Origin of the sequence: Akkermansia muciniphila ATCC BAA-835 (genome assembly GCF_000020225.1) — a bacterium.
In the GTDB taxonomy this organism is placed as follows: Bacteria; Verrucomicrobiota; Verrucomicrobiia; order Verrucomicrobiales; family Akkermansiaceae; genus Akkermansia; species Akkermansia muciniphila.
In genome coordinates, this window is sequence record NC_010655.1 from 637335 (window position 1) to 655884 (window position 18550).

16 protein-coding genes are annotated in these 18550 nt (G+C 55.6%); 5 read left to right on the forward strand and 11 right to left on the reverse strand.

Annotation, left to right across the window (positions count from 1 at the left end; all coding sequences use genetic code 11):
* Positions 1 to 2 precede the first annotated feature (2 nt).
* From AMUC_RS02955 to AMUC_RS02965, 3 genes are all read left to right on the forward strand, one after another.
* Positions 3 to 1034 carry a rod shape-determining protein gene (locus tag AMUC_RS02955; RefSeq protein ID WP_012419593.1) on the forward strand — a complete coding sequence of 344 codons (1032 nt, stop codon included), beginning with the start codon at positions 3 to 5 and terminating at the stop codon, positions 1032 to 1034.
* Positions 1035 to 1230: 196 nt separating this feature from the next.
* Positions 1231 to 2826 carry an Rne/Rng family ribonuclease gene (locus AMUC_RS02960; protein WP_022198556.1) on the forward strand — a complete coding sequence of 532 codons (1596 nt, stop codon included), beginning with the start codon at positions 1231 to 1233 and terminating at the stop codon, positions 2824 to 2826.
* A gap of 64 nt (positions 2827 to 2890) precedes the next feature.
* Complete coding sequence (locus tag AMUC_RS02965) at positions 2891 to 4012, forward strand: hypothetical protein (RefSeq protein ID WP_012419595.1); 1122 nt, start codon at positions 2891 to 2893, stop codon at positions 4010 to 4012.
* Positions 4013 to 4485: 473 nt separating this feature from the next.
* Here the strand turns inward: AMUC_RS02965 and mul1B are convergent, their stop codons facing one another.
* The 8 genes from mul1B to AMUC_RS11800 form a co-directional block, all read right to left on the reverse strand.
* Positions 4486 to 5529 carry a mucin utilization putative transporter subunit Mul1B gene (gene mul1B, locus AMUC_RS02970; RefSeq protein ID WP_143245906.1) on the reverse strand — a complete coding sequence of 348 codons (1044 nt, stop codon included), beginning with the start codon at positions 5527 to 5529 and terminating at the stop codon, positions 4486 to 4488.
* Between the two features lie 26 nt (positions 5530 to 5555).
* Positions 5556 to 8789 (reverse strand): mucin utilization putative transporter subunit Mul1A, encoded by a 3234-nt coding sequence (mul1A, locus tag AMUC_RS02975; RefSeq protein WP_012419597.1) that lies wholly within the window; start codon positions 8787 to 8789, stop codon positions 5556 to 5558.
* A gap of 349 nt (positions 8790 to 9138) precedes the next feature.
* Positions 9139 to 9759 (reverse strand): hypothetical protein, encoded by a 621-nt coding sequence (locus AMUC_RS12495; RefSeq protein ID WP_012419598.1) that lies wholly within the window; start codon positions 9757 to 9759, stop codon positions 9139 to 9141.
* 178 nt (positions 9760 to 9937) lie between these two features.
* Complete coding sequence (locus AMUC_RS02985; protein WP_012419599.1) at positions 9938 to 10396, reverse strand: ExbD/TolR family protein; 459 nt, start codon at positions 10394 to 10396, stop codon at positions 9938 to 9940.
* Positions 10397 to 10407: 11 nt separating this feature from the next.
* Positions 10408 to 10914, reverse strand: coding sequence for an ExbD/TolR family protein (locus AMUC_RS02990; RefSeq protein WP_012419600.1), 507 nt, complete (start codon positions 10912 to 10914; stop codon positions 10408 to 10410).
* Between the two features lie 78 nt (positions 10915 to 10992).
* Positions 10993 to 11784 carry a MotA/TolQ/ExbB proton channel family protein gene (locus tag AMUC_RS02995; protein ID WP_012419601.1) on the reverse strand — a complete coding sequence of 264 codons (792 nt, stop codon included), beginning with the start codon at positions 11782 to 11784 and terminating at the stop codon, positions 10993 to 10995.
* Positions 11785 to 11876: 92 nt separating this feature from the next.
* Positions 11877 to 12515: an endonuclease III domain-containing protein gene (locus AMUC_RS03000; protein ID WP_012419602.1), complete on the reverse strand. Its 639-nt coding sequence runs from the start codon at positions 12513 to 12515 to the stop codon at positions 11877 to 11879.
* 87 nt (positions 12516 to 12602) lie between these two features.
* Positions 12603 to 13274: a 3D domain-containing protein gene (locus AMUC_RS11800; protein ID WP_012419603.1), complete on the reverse strand. Its 672-nt coding sequence runs from the start codon at positions 13272 to 13274 to the stop codon at positions 12603 to 12605.
* A gap of 902 nt (positions 13275 to 14176) precedes the next feature.
* Here AMUC_RS11800 and AMUC_RS03020 point away from each other — a divergent pair.
* Positions 14177 to 15151 carry a uracil-DNA glycosylase gene (locus AMUC_RS03020; RefSeq protein ID WP_012419604.1) on the forward strand — a complete coding sequence of 325 codons (975 nt, stop codon included), beginning with the start codon at positions 14177 to 14179 and terminating at the stop codon, positions 15149 to 15151.
* A gap of 3 nt (positions 15152 to 15154) precedes the next feature.
* Entirely contained in the window at positions 15155 to 15940 is a 786-nt protein-coding gene (locus AMUC_RS03025) for a beta/alpha barrel domain-containing protein (RefSeq protein ID WP_012419605.1), read from the forward strand.
* A gap of 152 nt (positions 15941 to 16092) precedes the next feature.
* Here AMUC_RS03025 and AMUC_RS03030 read toward each other — a convergent pair whose 3' ends face one another.
* From AMUC_RS03030 to AMUC_RS03040, 3 genes are read right to left on the reverse strand one after another with little or no spacing between them, the layout of a single operon-like run.
* Positions 16093 to 16449, reverse strand: a complete 357-nt coding sequence (locus AMUC_RS03030; protein WP_012419606.1) for a YraN family protein — start codon at positions 16447 to 16449, stop codon at positions 16093 to 16095.
* A gap of 22 nt (positions 16450 to 16471) precedes the next feature.
* Positions 16472 to 17092, reverse strand: coding sequence for a ribonuclease HII (locus tag AMUC_RS03035; protein ID WP_042448689.1), 621 nt, complete (start codon positions 17090 to 17092; stop codon positions 16472 to 16474).
* 28 nt (positions 17093 to 17120) lie between these two features.
* A complete protein-coding gene (locus AMUC_RS03040; RefSeq protein WP_031930337.1) occupies positions 17121 to 18533 on the reverse strand; it encodes a hemolysin family protein in 1413 nt (470 codons plus the stop codon).
* Between the last annotated feature and the right edge of the window lie 17 nt (positions 18534 to 18550).

Below are 18550 nucleotides of genomic sequence, written 5' to 3' on the forward strand. Positions count from 1 at the left end.
TTATGTCATCTTTCTTTCAGAAAATTGTCAAACTTTTCTCCTATGACATTGGCATTGACCTGGGCACCGCCAACACCCTGGTCAACGTCAAGGACCAGGGCATCGTTCTGCGCGAGCCTTCGGTTGTCGCCGTCAAGGGGGACAAGGTTCTGGCCGTGGGAGACGAAGCCAAGCGCATGCTGGGCCGCACCCCCGGCTCCGTCACGGCCATCCGGCCGTTGAAGGACGGCGTCATCGCCGATTTCTACATCACGGAGGAAATGCTCCGCTACTTCATCAAAAAAGCCACGGCCAGGTACTACCTGATTAAGCCGCGCGTGCTCATCGCCATCCCCTCCGGCATTACGGAAGTGGAACGCAGGGCCGTCAAGGAATCCGCGGAAGCGGCCGGAGCCCGCCGCGTGCATCTGATTGAAGAACCCATGGCCGCCGCCATCGGTGTAGGCCTTCCGGTTCAGGAAGCTGCGGGCAACATGATTGTGGACATCGGCGGCGGCACGACGGAAGTGGCGCTTATTTCCCTTTCCGGCATCGTTTACAGCCGTTCCGTCCGCTGCGCCGGGGATGAACTGGACGACGCCATCATCTCCTACATGAGGAGAACCTACAATCTCATGGTCGGGGAACGTACTGCCGAAGACATCAAAATCCGTATCGGCTCCGCCTATCCCCTGCCTCAGGAACTCTCTATCGAGGTCAAGGGCCGCGACCTGGTCGCGGGCCTGCCCAAGACAGTGACGATTCGATCGGAAGAAGTGCGTGAAGCGCTCACGGAACAGCTCAACACGATTGTTGACGCCGTGCGGACGACTTTGGAACGCTGCCCCCCTGAACTGGCCGCCGACCTTGTGGACCGGGGGATTGTTCTGGCTGGAGGAGGCGCTCTGCTGCGCGGTCTGGATCAGCTCCTGCATGAACAGACGGGACTGCCCATCCACATTGCGGAAGACCCTCTGAGCGCTGTTGCGGAAGGTACCGGGAAAGCCCTCCAGGAACTGGACTTCTTCACTAATGTTACTGATGCGGAAGACTAAAAACGGAATCTCCGGAGCAAGCGCTCCGGCCTTGCGTCTGCCGTACTGCCGCATCACATCAACGCAACTGCCTGCATGATTCCTTTCCGGCCATCCCTACAGCTTCAACTCCAGCCGCTCCTGACGGGAGACGGCCCACCGGAAACATTACGGGCAATAGCACACCCTAGCTTATTCTCACCCCGTGTTTACAAAAATGCTTAAAAAAATCAAACGGGCCTTCGGCTTCGGATCCTGCGATCCCATGGAAGGCTCCACTATCATCATCAATGCCGAAAAGCTCGAACGCCGCGTAGCCCTTCTGGAAAACGGCGTATTGGAAGAATACACCATCGAGCGCGAAGGCGAAGACAACATCGTAGGCGGCATTTTCAAAGGCCGTGTCAAGAACATCGAACCGGGCCTCAAAGCCATGTTCGTGGACATCGGGCAGGAAAAAAACGCCTTTCTGCACTTCTGGGACGCGCTTCCCGCCGCACTGGACTCCAGCCTGGAAGAAATCGAACGCGAAGGCCGTCCGAAAAAACAGCAGCGCAAAATCACGTCCAAAGACATCCCGGACATCTATCCCATCGGCTCTGAAATCATGGTGCAGGTCACCAAAGGACCGATCGGCACCAAGGGTCCCCGTGTCACAACGAACGTATCCCTGGCGGGACGCTACCTGGTCCTGATGCCTTTTACGGACCAGTTCGGCATCTCCCGTAAAATTGAAGACCCCAAAGAGCGCCTGCGCCTGCGCCAGATCATGCAGAAACTGAATGTTCCGGACGGAATGGGCATCATCATGCGCACGGTGGCCCAGGGCCAGCGCTACCGCCACTTTGTCCGCGACCTCGCCATGCTGCTGGAACAATGGTACAGCGTGGAAGAAAAGAAGGAGGCCAATCCGGCCCCCGTCTGCGTGTACAAGGAGCCGGACCTGATTGAACGCACGGCACGGGATTTCCTTACGGACACCGTAGACAACATCATCTGCGACAACGCGGAAACCACGGAACACATGCGCGCCATTGCCGGAAAAATCTCGCGCCGCGCCAAGCGCCACATCCAGCACTTCCCCGTGCGCACGCCTATCTTTGAAGAACTGGGAATTGAAAAACAAATCAATGAAGCTTTCCAGCGCCAGGTGCTCCTGCCCTGCGGAGGCTACCTGGTGATTGACGAAACGGAGGCGCTGATCGCCATTGACGTCAACACCGGACGCAACAAGGGCACCAAGGATCTGGACAAGACCATTCTGGATACCAATCTGGAAGCCGCCTATGAAATCGCCCGCCAGCTTCGCCTGCGCAACATCGGCGGTCTGGTGGTGGTGGACTTTATCGACATGCGCCACAGGAAGGACCAGCAGGCCGTTTATAAGGCCATGAAGGACCGCCTGAAACGGGACAAGGCAAAAACCCAGGTACTGCAGATCACCCCCATCGGCCTGATGGAAATGACGCGCCAGCGGCTCAACGAGAGCCTCAGGGAATCCGTTCATGATCCGTGCCCGTACTGCGGAGGCAGGGGCCGCGTCAAATCCGTGATGACCATGAGCGTGGAAATTCAGCGGCAAATTTACGCCTGCATCCAGAAATACCGGGATACCATCGGAGACATGGTCATCGTCGTCAACTCGGAAGTGCTCTCCCGCTTCAAGAATGAAGACGCCAGCCTGCTCATGGAACTGGAACGCCAGCACAGCGGAAGGCTGATTTTCCGGGGCGACCACAACCAGCACCGCGAATCCTTCGCCATTTACGACGCCCGATACGACAACAAACCCCTCTACCAGTCCGGGCAATAGCCTGAAAATCAAATCCGGCTTTCCGGGCCGGGCGATACCCTCGCCCGGCCTTTTTTACGCCGCCATGAACAACATTCCCACTTCCCCCAACGACCCCGTCAACACGGACATTCTGCTGGTGGCGGAAGACCGCATCAAAGGGTTCCGCCGCCTGCCCTTCCACGCCATTTCCGAACAATGCGGACATCCTGTTCCGGTGGTTATCCAGCGGCTGAAAGCCATGATGGAGGCCGGAGTAGTGCGTCGCGTGCGCCAGACGCTGCTGGCGACTAAGCTGGCCCAGGGAGCCCTGGTGGCCTGGTCCCTGCCGGAGGAAAAACTGGATGCCGCTTTTGACTGGATGAAGGAGCTGGACCCTTTTACGGGCCATGTGGTGCTCCGCAATACGGATGCGGCCAACCCCGGCGCCAACTACAGGCTCTGGACCACGGTCAAGGTGCCCGTGGGGTGCGGTACGCCGGAGGAACACTGCGGCATCCTGAAACGCCATATCGGCGCAGACGGTTATGTTCTGCTGCCGGCACGCGGCGTCTTTGCGCTGGGGGTGGGGCACATGCGCCGCAGGGGACTCAGGCCCGGAGAAAAAACTCCGGAACCGGCTCCCATGCAGGAAACGAAAACCGTATCTCTTTCAGAACTGGAATGGAAGGTGCTCCTCTCCGTCAAGGAACAGCTCAGGCCTGAGGAAATGGTGGAAGATCCCTGGTCCCTCCGGGCCGCACGGGCAGGATTGGAAACGGAAGAATACTGCCGTACGGCGGAAGAACTGGACCGGAAGCATGTCATCGGCCGTTTCGCCACTTTTCTGGAACATGTGAGAGCCAAAACGGACGACGGCCCCGTTACCAAATACAACGGACTGTTCCATTGGACGGTTCCCTCCGGCATGGAAATCCGGGCTGGAGCGGAATGCGGGCGCCACATCTGCATGACCCATTGTTATTGGAGAACAGGCGGAGATGTTTTTGGAGGAGCGCAAATCATGGGTGTGGTACACGGATTGGAAAAAGATGCCGTTCTGGAGCACAAAGCGGCGATTGACCGCCATCTGGAGGCTTCCGGCATTCCCATCCTCCACACGGCTGTTTTCTGGGGTGAACGTTCGGAAATCAAGCCTTCCGAGATTTCTCCGGAACTGTATAGGAAATGGATGGAAGAAGTAAAAAAAGCTCCCGTTCTGCAGTAACTCCCTTCTCCACGCCCGCCTCCGGTGGTCTTCCCCTGGGGTAGAACAGCTTTTCCCTCCGAACTCCCGCGAATGCCGTCACGAAGGCACAAGCATTTTTAATGCCGCAACTGAGATGCCGGCTGTTTCCCCTCCCTCCGTCCTGCAGCACCGCTTAGTTCCCTATTCCCGGCCTACAGCGGCTTAATACCGTTTTCCCGGACGTTCCAGGATCTTTGATATATTTTCCTGTCAATTCAGGAAACGGGACTGAAGAAATCCGTTTCAAGCCTTCAGGGAGACGCACGCCTCAACCTGATGAGCTATTCATTTTCTCCTTTGCTCCGGCGCTGTTTCCTTTCCGGGATACACCGGGAGAGGCTTCTGCCTGCAGAAACAAGAAAAACTCAACACAAGGGCCGTCTCCCCCCTTATGGGGAGACGGCCCTTATTAAAGAAATATCGGCCGGCGAACAACCTGCCGCGAAGCTTTATTACTGCTTATTCTGCGGCTGTGCGGGAGCCTGGTCAGGAGCCTTGGCGGGAGCAACAGCGGCCGGATGCTTGTAGGAAACCGCAAAACCGTCATACTTGGCCGGCAGCTTCCTGTCCGGGAACATCAGTTCATGCAAACGGTACAGGGCAGCCGCTTCCTTGACAGGAACGGGACGGGACTTCAGCCGTGAATCCGGAATCACAGCTTCGGGATTATTCTTCCTGGATTCCACGGCAGATGAGACGACGGGATTCTCAAAGAATTTGACAACATCCGGCATGCGCAGGTAGGCATCCAGGGAGCGGGCCACGCAGGCAGACGCCAGTTCTTCATCGGAACCATGCAACAAAACCAGGGCTTCCGCAAAATAATCCAGCGCCTTGTTCCAATCCTGGGCCACCATGGCGGCCGCACCCAGGGCATATTTCATCCGCGCCTGCTGGAGGCGGGTGGCATTCTTTTTGGTTGCCAGGAAAGAACCGGCACGGCTTTTCACGCCGTTCCAGTCCTTATCTGGAATCAAGGCCATGATTTTTGCCACCTCCAGGTCATTCTGGGCGGAAGGGGACAAATTGGCCCCTCTGACGGGAAACTTGGCCGCCAACCCTTTGACTCCAGCCCAATCCATCATGCGCATGGCGCACTCCAGTTCATAGACGGCCGCCCGGGCGGACAGGCTGTCCTTGATGGAAAGCGTTGAGGCATACTTATTCACCAGAGCGTGGAATTTGTTGCGGGCTTCCTGGTACTTCCGGTTTTCCATAGCCACCTTGGCATCCACAAAGTCGTCCGTTTCAAAAATATACAGCGTCTTGAAGGCGCTGGCCATCTGCTGAAGGACTTCCTGGGATTCCCTGCTCTCCACAAACTGGACCGTGGGTCCATTGGAGGAAAGAATGTAGATATCCGTCGGACGGCCATTCTTGATGGTCGGTGCGGCAACTCTGGCGCGCAGGCGCTGGGGATTCTGGGCATTCTGGGCCATGGACGGAACCAGGGAGGACAGTCCGGCCAATACCATTATTACTGAAAGTGCTTTCATATGATTGATTACTAAACCTCTTGTTATTATTTCTGGCCCTTGGCGGCGCGTACGGCTGCTTCATAGGCGGCAATGTCCGCCCGTTCCTGGCTGACGGCAGGATCGGAACCGAACTTGGCCGTCTTATCCTTCACCTCATTGACCAGGGCACTGTCCTCCGCCGTCATCTTCTTGCGGTTGGCGGGAGTATCCAGCAACTGCACGTACTGGCTGCCGGCCTTCCAGGCAACGTACCTGTCGGAAGGCTGCTTGCCCGCACCCTGGGACATCGTATTCCTCTTCCACAGCGTATCCATCTGCGCCAGCACGGCGGGGGCGGACCACTTCACGAGCCCCTTGTACGTACCCGTGATGTTCATGAAGTTAATCAACGCCTTGTCCAGCTCATTCTGCTTCAGGTAGGCTTCACCCTGCAGATAGAGGACTTCCGGCAGATTCTTCTTATAGGTCTTGTTTTCGCGGTACTTGTCGGCAGCGGCAATGACGGCCGGCCAGTCCTGGCGGGCGGAAGTGAACTTGACCAGATTGTACTGGGCGTCTTCCATGGCCTTGCGGTCCGGGTTGGAGCTGGATTCTTCCTTGCTCAGTTCATCCCTCATCATCTTGATGGCGGTGTCCACCTTGGCGTTATCCTTGCTGCGCCCCAGAGCTACGGCTTTCCCGAAGACCGCATTCTTGCGGTACTTGGACATGCCGTTGATGCGGGCCTTCTTACGCACCGGGTCAGGTTCCGACGGGTCCAGGATTTCATCAAAGTAGGAGATGCTTTCTTCAGGCTGGGAAGTGCCGGCCAGGTGCATGCCAAGCTTCACAAGCGTGTACGGGGGCAGATCGGAAGGCTTGAAGTCGCGCTTCAGCTCCACGAAGAGCTGCTTGACCAGACCTTCCAGGGCGGCTTTCTCGGCACGCTGTTCGTCCGTCTCCACAGGAGCCTTTTCATACCGTTCCTGAGTCTGGGCAATAACGGCCATGCGAAGCATGGCGCTCAGCGTCTTGTCTTTATCATTGTCCACGCCGGGGAACCGGTAGAAGTGGTTGCGCATGGCATTGGCATCCAGATTGCGGCCCAGGGCCTGATTGCCGGCCATGTACGTCTTGGTATAGGAATTGACGGCCTCTTCCAGAAGAACGGTCATCTTGGGATCGTCCTTCTTGCCTTCCCTCACAATAATTTCCTGCATCTTGACGGATGCCGGGTCAAACATCTCCTTGTCATCCTTAAAGAAGTCCATGGCGGCGGCAGCCAGCTGGAGGCTGTAGCGGCTGCCGGGCTGGTCGCTGTCTTTCCAGTACTCGTCATACCATTTCTTGACCTCGTCCCGGCGCGCCGTCCTGGCCGTTTCCACGGCTTCCTTCGGTTCTACCGGAAGAGGCTTCTTGGTAGCGTTAATAAACAGGTTGTACACGGCTTCCGCAGCGGGACGCTTGTCGCCCAGCTTCTTGGCGGACTCCAGAGCGGCCAGGAAATAGCCTTCCGCTTCCTGCTCATGCTCCTTGCTGCCGGCACACAGATTAGCCAGCAAATTGTTGGCATACGGGAACAGGCGGTGGTCCTTGAAATTGTCCACAATTTCCTTCGCATCTTTCGCGGCAAGCTCTTCGTCTCCGGGGTTCTTGCGGTTCAGGTAGTTGAAGGCCCGGTCATACAATACGGCGGCCATATTGGCCTCCCCCTTGTCCGGGAAACGGGCAATGTAATTGGTAAAGGACCGGATGGCTTCATCCGTATTGCCCAGGTTCGTGTAGGTTTCACCAAGAAGGTACATGGCCGTTTTCAGATAAGTGCTGTCACGGTATTCCTTCACGAAGCGTTCCAGCACCGGCACCGCTTCCTTATAACGGGAGGCGTCGGCAGCCCCCAGGTTGAACAGGGAGGCTCCTTTGCAGTACAGGGCCAGTTCATAGAACTTATGGGTGGGGTCATCCTTATGCAACTCCATGACCTTGTCCGCCTGCTGAACGCAGAGATCGAATTTTTTTTCCTTCAGAAGCCCTTCCAAAGACAGCGTATTAAGCATGGGGGCATACTTGGAATTGGGGAATTCCTTCAGGTGCTGCGCCACAAGCTCGCCTCCCTTGTCCGCTTCTCCCAGCTGCCAGGTGGTCATCGCCAGATAATACAGGTTATCCTCCCTGCCCGGAGCATCCGGGTAGGATTCATTGATAAGCTGGTAGGCGGCGCGGGCAACCCTTTGGGAACCATGCACCAGGGCCTGGTTGCCCATAAAGCTGAACGTGAAGGCGTCCATGACCTTTCCTTCCTCCTTCATCTTGTTGAACTGGTCGATCAGGGCCGTCACCTTCGCTCTGTCCAGCGTATGGGAAAAATCCGTCACGCCAGGCACGGCCCCGTTGGCACGGCCCAGACGATCCAGGGAATAATTGGCATCCGCCATTACTCCGGACTGATCGGGAAGAAGACCCATCAGCACCATCGCCAGGGAAGCATAATCTTCAGACTCTTTCTGCTTTCCATCCTGAAGCAGGGAACGGGATTTCTCCAGCACTTCCGCAACGTAGCTCACCAGCCGCGGGGTGTACAAAGCCACACGCGTGGGACTGATATTCATCACGGAAGGGTAGTTTTCCACAAACTTCACCGTCTCACTGCATTTGCCGGTCTTAATGGCGGCATCCACCATCGCCAGAAAGCCATTGGTAATAACGGCATCCGTAATGCGGCGGCCCTTGTAGCGTGACGTGACGCAAGAGGTAAGGTTTTCCATCCCTTTTTCAAAAGCAGGCGGAGACATCTTGAAATAGCATTGGGCCAGAAGCCCCTGCACTTCGCCAGCATTGACGTTTCTGGCGACAGGATCGCTGCGGTATTCTTTCAGGAATTTTTCCAGCAGCTCCGCACCCTTGGCAAAATCCCCAAGACGGCAGTAGTTTTCCCCTTCCCGGAACAGGGCCATTTTCACGAGCTGGTTTTTAGCGCTCGGAAACTTGGTGTAACAAGCCTTGAACGCTTCCACAGCCTCCTTGTAATTTTTCAGCTGGGCCAGACAGACGCCCTTCTGGTAATAGAACCAGCCGAAGCCGTCATCCAGCCCCAGCATCTTGATACGGGGTTCATAAACGCGGATGCAGCGATCCACGGCATCCAGGGCTTCCTGCCACTTCCCTTCCTTAATGGCCGTCAGGGCCGTGCGCTGGTAATCGCGCGGGCCATGCTGGGCGCCGGATGGAAGAACCGCCCCGATACTCAGCACGGAAACCAGGCCTGCAGCCAGTGCAGTAGTATAGTTTGATTTGATCATGTGTTTAAAATTCGTTGAAACAGAAGAGATAATAAAACAGGTGCAATATCTGTGCAAATACACGGAATACACCTATCTGTAATGGATTGCGTCATTTTAACAGGATGCGTCAAACTCTAAAGAAGAAAGTTTTACCTTTTTAGTCATCCTTGCAAGAAAGTTCTTACATCCCCCGTCTATCCGGAGTTGGAACAGGTCTGCGCCGCCCAGCCGGAAAAATACTGCTTTTTCAATACCCCGCTACACACTCTGCGGCCAAAGGAATGCACTCTTTCCGCTTTCAAAAGTTTTTCGGTGGAACACGGCCTACTATTCCATCATACCCTTAAGGAGCCTCGGATCCCGTCTGTCAGGATGCCAGAGGCACATTTAACATGGCGCAAACAGATCGTCCGTTCAACCGGAATTCCATTTTTCCGGCATCCGCAGCCATGCCGGCCTTCTCCCCGGCAACATCCATCCCCTCCCCTCTCAGTTCTCTTTTTTCAACATGAAATCCCATCCGCGAGTTGAAAGGAAATATCATGAAAAAACAGCTATTCCTCCCCACGGGAGGTACGGGAAGAAACACACTCCTCCCCGTACTCCCCCATAACAATATCACTTCCCGGGAATCATCAACAAGGATTTTCCTGTTACTGTACAAATAAGATAAAGGCTTCGAGCCGCCTTTCTCCCTGCTCTGCTGCATCCTCCTTTCAATATACTCTTTCCATCCCTCCCGTGAATGAACAGGTTTTCTGAAGCCGGCCCTTCCAATACTCTCCTGACTGCCTCTCCTCCTCCCAGCCACACACGGAATGCAATACTGGAAAAAGACGGCAACACTTCTCCTGAAGTTTCGTTCCCGGACAGAATTCACGGCTATCCGCCTGCCACCTGCGGTCCCACAAAAGGGAAAAACGGATTCAGCACCGGGCCAAGAAAGGAGTATTGTTCCGGCCAAAACTGCATATCCCCACCAGAACATTTACCGTACAACAAAAAGGGCATGGTCCGACTCCGGATTTCTCTACGGGGCTCCCCCCCTTGCCGTAAAATGCTGCCGTATGCGGGCCTCCGTTTCTCCCGTCAATAACAAAAAAAGCTTCCGCTCCTTTTGAGAGCGGAAGCTGAGAGTCAATGAAAAAAATAAAGGTAATTTACTTTTAGTCGTCCTTAAGGTCGGTCAGAGCCACCGTTGTAATCCCGGCCTCCGTCAACGCGTTCATGACGTCAATAACGCGCTGGTGGGGGACATCCCCTTCTACCCACAACTGCACTACCGGCTTGGTGCCTACAGCGCTGGCCTCCTGTTTTTTGGCTTCCAGCTGCTGGACGAGCGTCGCCAGGTTGTGGTTGTTCATGTCATTGTCGATCATCAGGCTGTTGTCCTTGCCCCAGTAAATGGTGCCGTCCTTGATAATGCGGATCAGTGCCGGTTCAATCTGGGAGGCATTTTCGCTCACGGACTGCCCTGGCATGGACATATCCAATTTGCGTTCCTGAATCAGAGAGGTCGCTACAATGAAGTAAATCAGCAGAAGGAAACATACGTCGATGAGAGAGGAAATATCCAGCTTGGGATCTTCATCCTCAACCGTTTCCAGTTTTTTATGTCTTGCCATAGCGCGTAATGTTATTCAGCCTTGGTTGCAGGAGAGGAATTCTTGGCAGGCAGTACGGCAAAGATCACTTTGACTACGCCGCATTCCGCAGCCGCGCGGATTACTTCCCGGGAGCCTTTGAACAGAGCCTGCTGGTCACCGCGCAGATAGAGACGCGTTTCAAAATCCTGCTTGTCCTTGAAGCGTTCCGCAAGGTTTTTGATGTATTCCTTGAGTTCATCAAAGGAATTGAGCGGAGTGCCTACGTCGGAGGACCAGAGAACGCTGGGATCTACGCCGGGCGGCCGCTTACCCGCACCTTCCCCATAAACATTCACCACAATGCAGCCGTTGGCGGATTTCACTTCACCGGAGCTGCTGGCCGTGGGCATCTGAATGTTCTTATCCTTTTTAACGGTAATGGCCGTAGCGTTCACCACGAAGAAAATCAACAGGAGGAAAACCATGTCGATCATGGGGGACATATCCATTTCCCCATTTTCTTCTTCAGGCGCTACATTAGCTTTTTTCTTACCCATAAGCTACATTTTGTTGAGGTTCTCCGGCCCGGTTCCGACTGAGCGGACGCTTCCGGGCCGGACCGCCTGTTCCGGCAATCAGGCCAGGCCTTCGGGGATGCGGGCAAGCTGGGCTTCGGCATTCACCACGTTGATGGAGGTGTTCACCATTTCCTGCACAGTGCCCACACATTCGGCAATCTGGGCGTTGGCAATGCCCTTCTGGAAGAAGAAGAACGGAGTGGCGATAATGGCGTTGATCAATCCCCAGAACGTTGTCAGAAGAGCCACGGAAATGTCACCGGCCAGCTGGGTGGGGTCCGCCTGGCCGGCGGTAGCCAGCGTCCCGAACGCGCCCACCATCCCCTGCACCGTCCCGAACAGGCCGAGCATGGGAGAAATCTGCGCGCAAAGGGCCAGCATGTTGATCCATTTGAACACGGAACGGCTTTCATTGGCCGTAAAGTCGGCCACGGCGTCTTCAATAGCATCTTTGCCGAGGTCTTCCGGACGGGTAGCGTCCACATTCGGCAGGGCGTAGGCAACCAGACGGCCCAAATAGGTGGGACTGCCGGCCGCAACTTCAATGGCGGACCGGATGCGGCATTCGGCCATCAGCTGCAACAGAGTGACCTTGAGATCTTCCGGGCAGAATTTTTCCTTTTTCAGGGCTACCATGTTGTAAATCACCAGGAAAATGATGAAAGCTTCCACCAGCATAATCGGAATCATGGTCCAACCACCGGCGATGATCCATTTGTCAAGCATGGTCTGTTCCTGCGGGGCAACGGCTTCGGCGGCTTCCTGAGCGAAAGCGGATGTAGAAAACGCAGCCATCAGGACGGAAGCAAATGCAACGAAACGGAAACCCAGTCTAAAAAGGTTCTTCATAATTTAAGTTATATGGTTGTTCGAAAAGATACTGGTGTATTAAAGCATGCAAATTCAGACTTGCAAGCATCATTTTAGACCCTGTAAAAAATTCAGACGCCTGCGCAGCCGCTCTCCCGGGCCAGCCGGCTGCAGATGGGGCAGCGCCCCCCGCATCCCCGCGCAGGGCAATATTCACGACCGTACAAGACAATACGCAGATGAAGATCTCCCCACAATTTTTCAGGGAAAAGGCTTTTCAAATCGCGTTCCACGGCTTCCACCGTTTTTCCCGTGCTCAGCCCCCACAGCCGTGAAAGGCGGAAAATGTGGGTATCCACCGGAAAGGCGGGAACGCCAAAGGCCTGAACCATGACGACGGAAGCCGTTTTATGCCCCACCCCCGGAAGAGACTCCAGAGCAGCAAAGTCGCAAGGAACCTTTCCCTCATATTTTTCCACCAGGATGCGGCTGAGGTTCACGATGGCGGATGCCTTCCTTTCCGAGAGGCCGCAGGGCCTCACAATTTCCCGGACCGCTTCCACATCCTGCCGGGCCATTTCCTCCGGGGTGGAGGCCAGGGCAAACAGAGCAGGGGTCACCAGATTCACCCGCTTGTCCGTACACTGGGCAGACAAGAGAACCGCCACCAGCAGCGTGTAAGCGTCGCGGTGCACCAGGGGAATGGGAGGAGCCCCGTACAGGGACATGAGTTCCTCCTGGACAATGGAAGCCCGTTTTTCCGTATTCATGCCGCCAGATTACCACTCCGCCCGCACGGCGGAAAATAAAAAAGCGCCGCCATGCAGCGATGGCGGCGCCGGGATGGAAAACATGGGTCAGTCGGCCTTGGCGTAAAACCCCTTGGAAACGCGGTGCTGCAGGGCCGCATACATGGCGCGGCAGTGCCTGTAGCCGCGACGGCTACCGAGCACCTCCAGACTGTTGGCGGGATCTCCCCAGCGGACGATAGTCAGTTCCACATAACGGCGGCCCCATTCCTTCATCAGCTTTTTGTTGGGCTGGTAAATATCAATGGTTCCGGTTCCGACCAGGGCGCTTCCGTAATCATCAACAACGTAAAGGTAGGGCTGGCCCTTGATGCGGAAAGTAGTCCCCAAGGGATAAACGGACCAGTCTGCAGCGGCGCTGCGGACGGAAGACGTGTATTTCAGCGCCGTACCGACGGCATTCCGGGGGCCATAGGCCAAATGGTCTCGTTCGGAATGGGTATAAGCCGTGGTGCGCACTACGCGGGTGCGCTGGGCGGGATGATAAAACGGCATCTTGTGCTTGTCGCGCCCCAACTTGGGAAGTTTGGAAGAAGGCGCTGCCGAACGACTGGGTGCCAGGGGCTGGACGAATCCCTGGGCAGTTTCACCTACACGGGCCAAAACAAGAGCGTCACTACTGGATTTCCCCATGCCGGTTACAGCGCCGTTTGTCGAACAGCTGCTGACAAACATGGCCGCGACGGCACAAGACAGGGTGGCAATTATTCTTAAATTCATGCGGTACGAGGTTAGGCGCCATACACATGGCAGTCACTCCGGCAAAACCTTCAGGCCATGTGCGGAAGCCGGAAAATCGGCAACGGCGGCTCTTGGGTACGAAATAATCCCTGCCTTGGCAACCCTTTTTTTCCGCCCACCCCCTCCCAAACAAGGAAAACCTATTAAGATAAATTACTAAAAATAAACAATATATAAAACATGCCGCATTTTTGTCATATCATGACAAATAATATACTTTCCGAAATACTTTTTTCTATCACATCACAACACGCTTTTTTATTTTTATCATATTTCATTTATAATAAATAATTTACACACAAAAAAACGCACAATCCCTCAAAAAATATTCCCTGAAAAAGTTCCAGGGGTTGTACTCCGCAAAGGCGTCATGAGCAAGAAAAACGCGTCTCCCGTTGAACGGATTTCCCTCTGCCGTTCAAGGTTTCACGCGAATCCTAATCGACTCCTTGCCATATCCGCATTTTCACAGCCCTTCCATGCGGCAGAATGAAGGGCTCAGGAAGAGGTTGGTGAGAACATACCCTTATAAGGGGAAACCGGAAAAGTCCGGATTCTGCCGGGTAATGTTCCCGCCGCAGAAATGCGCTATGGGAAAAGATGCGCAGGCCCGGTTGAAAAAAAGGGCTCCCCACCCTTGCCGCTGTCTTCCAAATTCTGGATAACGCTCATACCAGAAAAGCATATCCAGCCGGAGAAAAAACTTTCCCCTCCGTTTAGCGGCATCTGCCGCGGGAAGGGAGCTCTTATGGAATTTTCTTCTTTCCCATTCCCTTCCGGGCGGCCTTCCATAAGAGTCCCCGGCGTTTCACCCGGCAGACAGGCACATACCGAATGGGCTGTTGCATCCATCCGGAAATAGATTACACTCCGGAACGAACATGTCCGCCGGCCTTCCCCAACACCTCACGCTGGATTATCTGCGCGCCCTGCTATCCCGGGGCGTGGAGAAAACCACCGTCACGGAGGAAGCCAGAATGGTCCTGAGAAAATGGGTCATGGACGCGCGCCGGATATCCGGAAGCCCCCTCCCCGCTTCCGTTTACGCCAAGCCTGCCGCAAATGAAACACGGCCGAAACAGCCCACCCCGGAGCAGACGCCTCCAGATTCCGTGGATGAAGCATCCTTCGGCAATGAACTCCGGGATATCCTCAACGGAGTACAGCCGCACAGAACGGAGGAGGATGCTCCGGTACCCCGCCATATTTCCTTTGATCTGGAAGGTGAAACGGAGGAAGAAAAACTGTCCTCCCTGCGGGAGCTGGTCGTTAACTGGCCGCCGCTCCGGAACATGGATTCCTTGAGGGAAACGCCCGTGTTTTCCTCCGGCAATCCCAGGGCGGACATCATGATGGTAACGGACGCCCCCGGCCTGTATGAAGAAAAACAGGGGGTTCCCCTGGCCGGGCCTTCCGGACAAAAGCTGGACGCCATGCTGAAAGCCATGGGGCTTTCCCGTTCCGATATTTATCTGACCCATCTGGTCAAATACCGTCCGGCCCTCCCCCGGCAGCTTACCAATAACCGCCCGCCTACAGACCGGGAGATAGAAATTTCCCTGCCCATTCTCCGGGAGGAAATTATGCTGGTGCGCCCGAAAGTAGTGGTGGCCCTGGGAGCAATCTCCGCCCGCGGCATCCTCCAGTCAGGAGAGACGCCTCTTTCCGCCCTGAGAGGCACCTTCCACACAGCTTTCAACACGCCCGTGCGCGTTACTTACAATCCCAGTTATCTTCTCCGCACGGAAGATATTTCAGAAAAGCGAAAGGTTTGGGAGGATATGCTGTGTGTCATGGAACAGGCAGGCCTGCCCATCTCCGAAAAACAACGTTCCTATTTCCTGCCCAAAAAGTAATATATGGATTATTTAAACAGTATTCTGGAGCGCAAACGCGCCGATTTGAAAAAACTTCTTCCCCTGGAAGGAAAATTACGGGCCTCCGCCATCCAGCGGAACGACTACGCGGGATTCCGCACCGCGGCGGACCTTGGGGAAACCCGCCTCTCCGTAATTCCGGAGATATCCAGGGTACATCCCGCCCTCCGCCTCCGGGAAGCAGCCCAGGATATCCGGCACATGTACGGCATGTTCCTCCAGGGCGGAGCGCAGGGCATTTCCATCGCTGTGGAACCGGAAGTATACGGCGGGTCATGGGACATGGTTTCCACTGTTTCCAGAATCAGTTCCATTCCCGTCATGGCGCGCGACGTGTTCATTCATCCCGCCATGATCTGCCAGGCCATCGTCTCGGGGGCGGATGCCGTCAATCTGGTGGCGGCCGCCCTGCCGGCAAAGGATTTGTCGGAGCTGTACCGCATGGCTTCCGGGCTGGGATTGGACGTGATGATGGAGGTCCATACCCTGAAGGAGCTTGAAACCGTCATGGATCTGGAAGCGGAATTCATCTGCATCAACAATGCAGACCCGCACACTCTCCAGGCCAATCCTGCAGTCACGGAGAAACTCATTGAAGAAATACCCGCCTCCGTCACTGTCCTGTCCGCAGGGGGCATCCGCACCGTGGAAGACGCGCGCCGCATGCTGGACGCAGGAGCCAATGGCGTCCTTCTCCAAGACGAACTTGCCCGCATGGATATTCCCCAGGATTTCATGGAGGCCATTCTGGCTCTCCGGACGGACTGAGTTTCCACTCCCTCTATATTATCATAGAAAAACATCTGCATCCGCATGGGGAAATGCGGGGCTGAAGAGATTGTCCCGTCCACTGCGGCAGGGCTTCGCGACCTGAGCTCCGTATCCGCCGCGTTTCCTTCCCGCCTTTCCCTGCCGTCTTTTCATGAAGCGGGCAAATCCTTCGCCCCGAATGCTCCGCGGATATGTCTGAATTCCGGAGGCATCCCTTCCCTGTACAGGACTTCCACAACATCGTAACGGGAATTCACCGGTTCCGGAAGCAGGCGAAGCCATTCCGCCGCTCCCCGGCGTATCAGCGCCCTTTTACGGGCATTCACAGCGCGGCGGGCACCTCCATAACCATTCCCCGTACGGGTTTTCACCTCCACAAAAACCAGGCACTCCCCTTCCCGGCACACAATGTCCAGCTCTCCGCCTCTGACGGGACGCCAGTTTCTCCTCAGGATAACGCACCCTTCCGCACGCAGGAAGGAGGCCGCAGCCAGTTCCCCGTACATTCCCAGCCATGCCGTATCCCGCTTACCCCTGCTCAGGGATGGACAGTTCCATTTGTGAAACCGGCGCAAACGAGCGGCGATGGAGCGGACAGGGCCCATGCCGCCGCAGAGCTTCCATGTGGGCTTTTGTGCCATATCCCTTGTGTTTTGCAAAACCATACTGCGGGTAGGAAGCGTCCGCTTCCATCATCATGCGGTCCCTCGTCACCTTGGCTAGAACGCTGGCGGCGGCTATGGAAAGGCTCCTGCCGTCCCCCTTTACAATGGCGCGGTGCGGCACAGGAAGCCCCTTGACAGGCAATCCATCCACCAGGCAGAAATCTGCACGCAGGGCCAGACCTTCCACCGCACGCGCCATCGCCAGATGAGTGGCCCTCAAAATGTTGAACCGGTCTATTTCTTCCACGGAAGCCACTCCTACGGAACACACCGCCTGTTCACACTCCAAAAGAGCCAGAAACAGGCGTTCCCTTTTTGCTGCGGTCAACTGCTTGGAATCGTTCAAACCGGTTAACTCCTCCGCCAGAACAGGCAAAATAACGGCGCCGGCTACCACGGGACCGGCCAACGGCCCGCGCCCGGCCTCATCCACTCCAGCCACGCAAAGAAAACCGGAGGCCCGGGCCTCCATCTCAAAACTCATATCCGGATGCGGTTTTTCCTTCATGGCGCTATTCCTCCTCCTGTTCCTCCGGAAGGCGGGCCAGCAGAATCTGCGTGATTCTCCTGCCGTCAGACCCCGTCACCACAGCCCGGTAGCGGCCAATCCGCAATTCCTCCCCTTCTTCCGGAATATAACCCATCCGGCTGATTACGTAACCGCCCAGCGTAGTAACGCCCGGACAATCCAAATCCATTTCAGGCAGGTAATCTGCCAGGTCAAACAGGGTAATAGCCCCATTGACGGCATATGTATCCTTGCCGGTTTTCACAAACTCCCGCATTTCCTCCTGGTCAAACTCGTCCTGAATGTCATCCCCCACAATCTGTTCCAGCACATCATCCAGGAATACCAGGCCGATAGAATCACCGAATTCATCCACTACCAGGGCAAAGTGGGCATGTTCTTTCAGAAAGAACGTGAGAAGGCTGTCCAGGGGCATCGTATCCGGCACCACGCGCAATTCACGCCGCACGCTCCTCAGATCCGGATTTTCCCGTCCTACCAGTTTGAGCAGATCTTTGACATGCACCCAGCCTTTCACTTCATCCAGGTGGTCTCCCTCCACCAGCGGAAACCGGGTGTGGCGGGATTTCCGGGCAAGCTCCCAGTTTTCCTCAAAGGGAGCCGTCAAATCCATCACATCCACTTCAGAGCGCGGGGTCATTACGTCCTTGACGCACATATCGTTCAGTTCAAGGGCATTTTTGGAAATTTCAGCCTCCTGCTTCGTCAGCTCGCGGGAACGTTCGCTTTCTTCCACCAGATACATCAATTCATCCGTGCTGTGCACCGTGCACGCCGTGGAACGGGGGTCTATGCCCAGCAGGTATTTCAGCACAAACCGCGCCATTCCGCCCGTCAGGCCAAGAATACCCGTATATCTGAACACCGTATAAAAGAAATACAGCAGGGGAACCGTCGCCAGGGCGGCCTTGTCCGGCTGGCGCATCGCCATAGCCTTGGGGATAAACTCCCCAAATACCACCTGGCAGCAGGCAAAGAAAATAAATGTAACGGCCAGAGCGATTCCGTAAACGGAAACCATGCCTCCCAATCCCAGGGAAACCAGAAAGGGAGCTGTCAGTTCCGATACAAAAAACGTTCCCAGGAATCCCAACGCCAGGGAAGAAAGCGTAATGCCCGCCTGGCAGGCGGCCAAATAAAGATCAGGATGCTTGGCAGCCTTCCGCGCCCGGGCCAGTTTTTTCCGAGTTCGGGCCGGAACACCTTCCCCGGCGTGCAGCTGGCTTTCACGAACCTTCATCAAGGCGAACTCGCCTGCCGCAAAAAACGCATTCAACAACAAAAAAAGGATAAAGCCGGCAACTGCCAGCATCATCCCACCCAGCGCCGGGCCTGCACCGGGCGCTTCAGCGGCCCCGAAGGCCGCAAGAATACTCAGAGGATCCGGATCATTCATTCTGATTCAAATAATAT

Excerpts from the sequence above, each read along its gene's own strand:
- AMUC_RS02955 (WP_012419593.1), top strand. The coding sequence starts at position 3 with ATGTCATCTTTCTTTCAGAAAATTGTCAAACTTTTCTCCTATGACATT.
- AMUC_RS02960 (WP_022198556.1), top strand. The coding sequence starts at position 1,231 with ATGCTTAAAAAAATCAAACGGGCCTTCGGCTTCGGATCCTGCGATCCC.
- AMUC_RS02965 (WP_012419595.1), top strand. The coding sequence starts at position 2,891 with ATGAACAACATTCCCACTTCCCCCAACGACCCCGTCAACACGGACATT.
- mul1B (WP_143245906.1), bottom strand. The coding sequence starts at position 5,529 with ATGAAAGCACTTTCAGTAATAATGGTATTGGCCGGACTGTCCTCCCTG.
- mul1A (WP_012419597.1), bottom strand. The coding sequence starts at position 8,789 with ATGATCAAATCAAACTATACTACTGCACTGGCTGCAGGCCTGGTTTCC.
- AMUC_RS12495 (WP_012419598.1), bottom strand. The coding sequence starts at position 9,759 with ATGTTCTGGTGGGGATATGCAGTTTTGGCCGGAACAATACTCCTTTCT.
- AMUC_RS02985 (WP_012419599.1), bottom strand. The coding sequence starts at position 10,396 with ATGGCAAGACATAAAAAACTGGAAACGGTTGAGGATGAAGATCCCAAG.
- AMUC_RS02990 (WP_012419600.1), bottom strand. The coding sequence starts at position 10,914 with ATGGGTAAGAAAAAAGCTAATGTAGCGCCTGAAGAAGAAAATGGGGAA.
- AMUC_RS02995 (WP_012419601.1), bottom strand. The coding sequence starts at position 11,784 with ATGAAGAACCTTTTTAGACTGGGTTTCCGTTTCGTTGCATTTGCTTCC.
- AMUC_RS03000 (WP_012419602.1), bottom strand. The coding sequence starts at position 12,515 with ATGAATACGGAAAAACGGGCTTCCATTGTCCAGGAGGAACTCATGTCC.
- AMUC_RS11800 (WP_012419603.1), bottom strand. The coding sequence starts at position 13,274 with ATGAATTTAAGAATAATTGCCACCCTGTCTTGTGCCGTCGCGGCCATG.
- AMUC_RS03020 (WP_012419604.1), top strand. The coding sequence starts at position 14,177 with ATGTCCGCCGGCCTTCCCCAACACCTCACGCTGGATTATCTGCGCGCC.
- AMUC_RS03025 (WP_012419605.1), top strand. The coding sequence starts at position 15,155 with ATGGATTATTTAAACAGTATTCTGGAGCGCAAACGCGCCGATTTGAAA.
- AMUC_RS03030 (WP_012419606.1), bottom strand. The coding sequence starts at position 16,449 with ATGTACGGGGAACTGGCTGCGGCCTCCTTCCTGCGTGCGGAAGGGTGC.
- AMUC_RS03035 (WP_042448689.1), bottom strand. The coding sequence starts at position 17,092 with ATGAGTTTTGAGATGGAGGCCCGGGCCTCCGGTTTTCTTTGCGTGGCT.
- AMUC_RS03040 (WP_031930337.1), bottom strand. The coding sequence starts at position 18,533 with ATGAATGATCCGGATCCTCTGAGTATTCTTGCGGCCTTCGGGGCCGCT.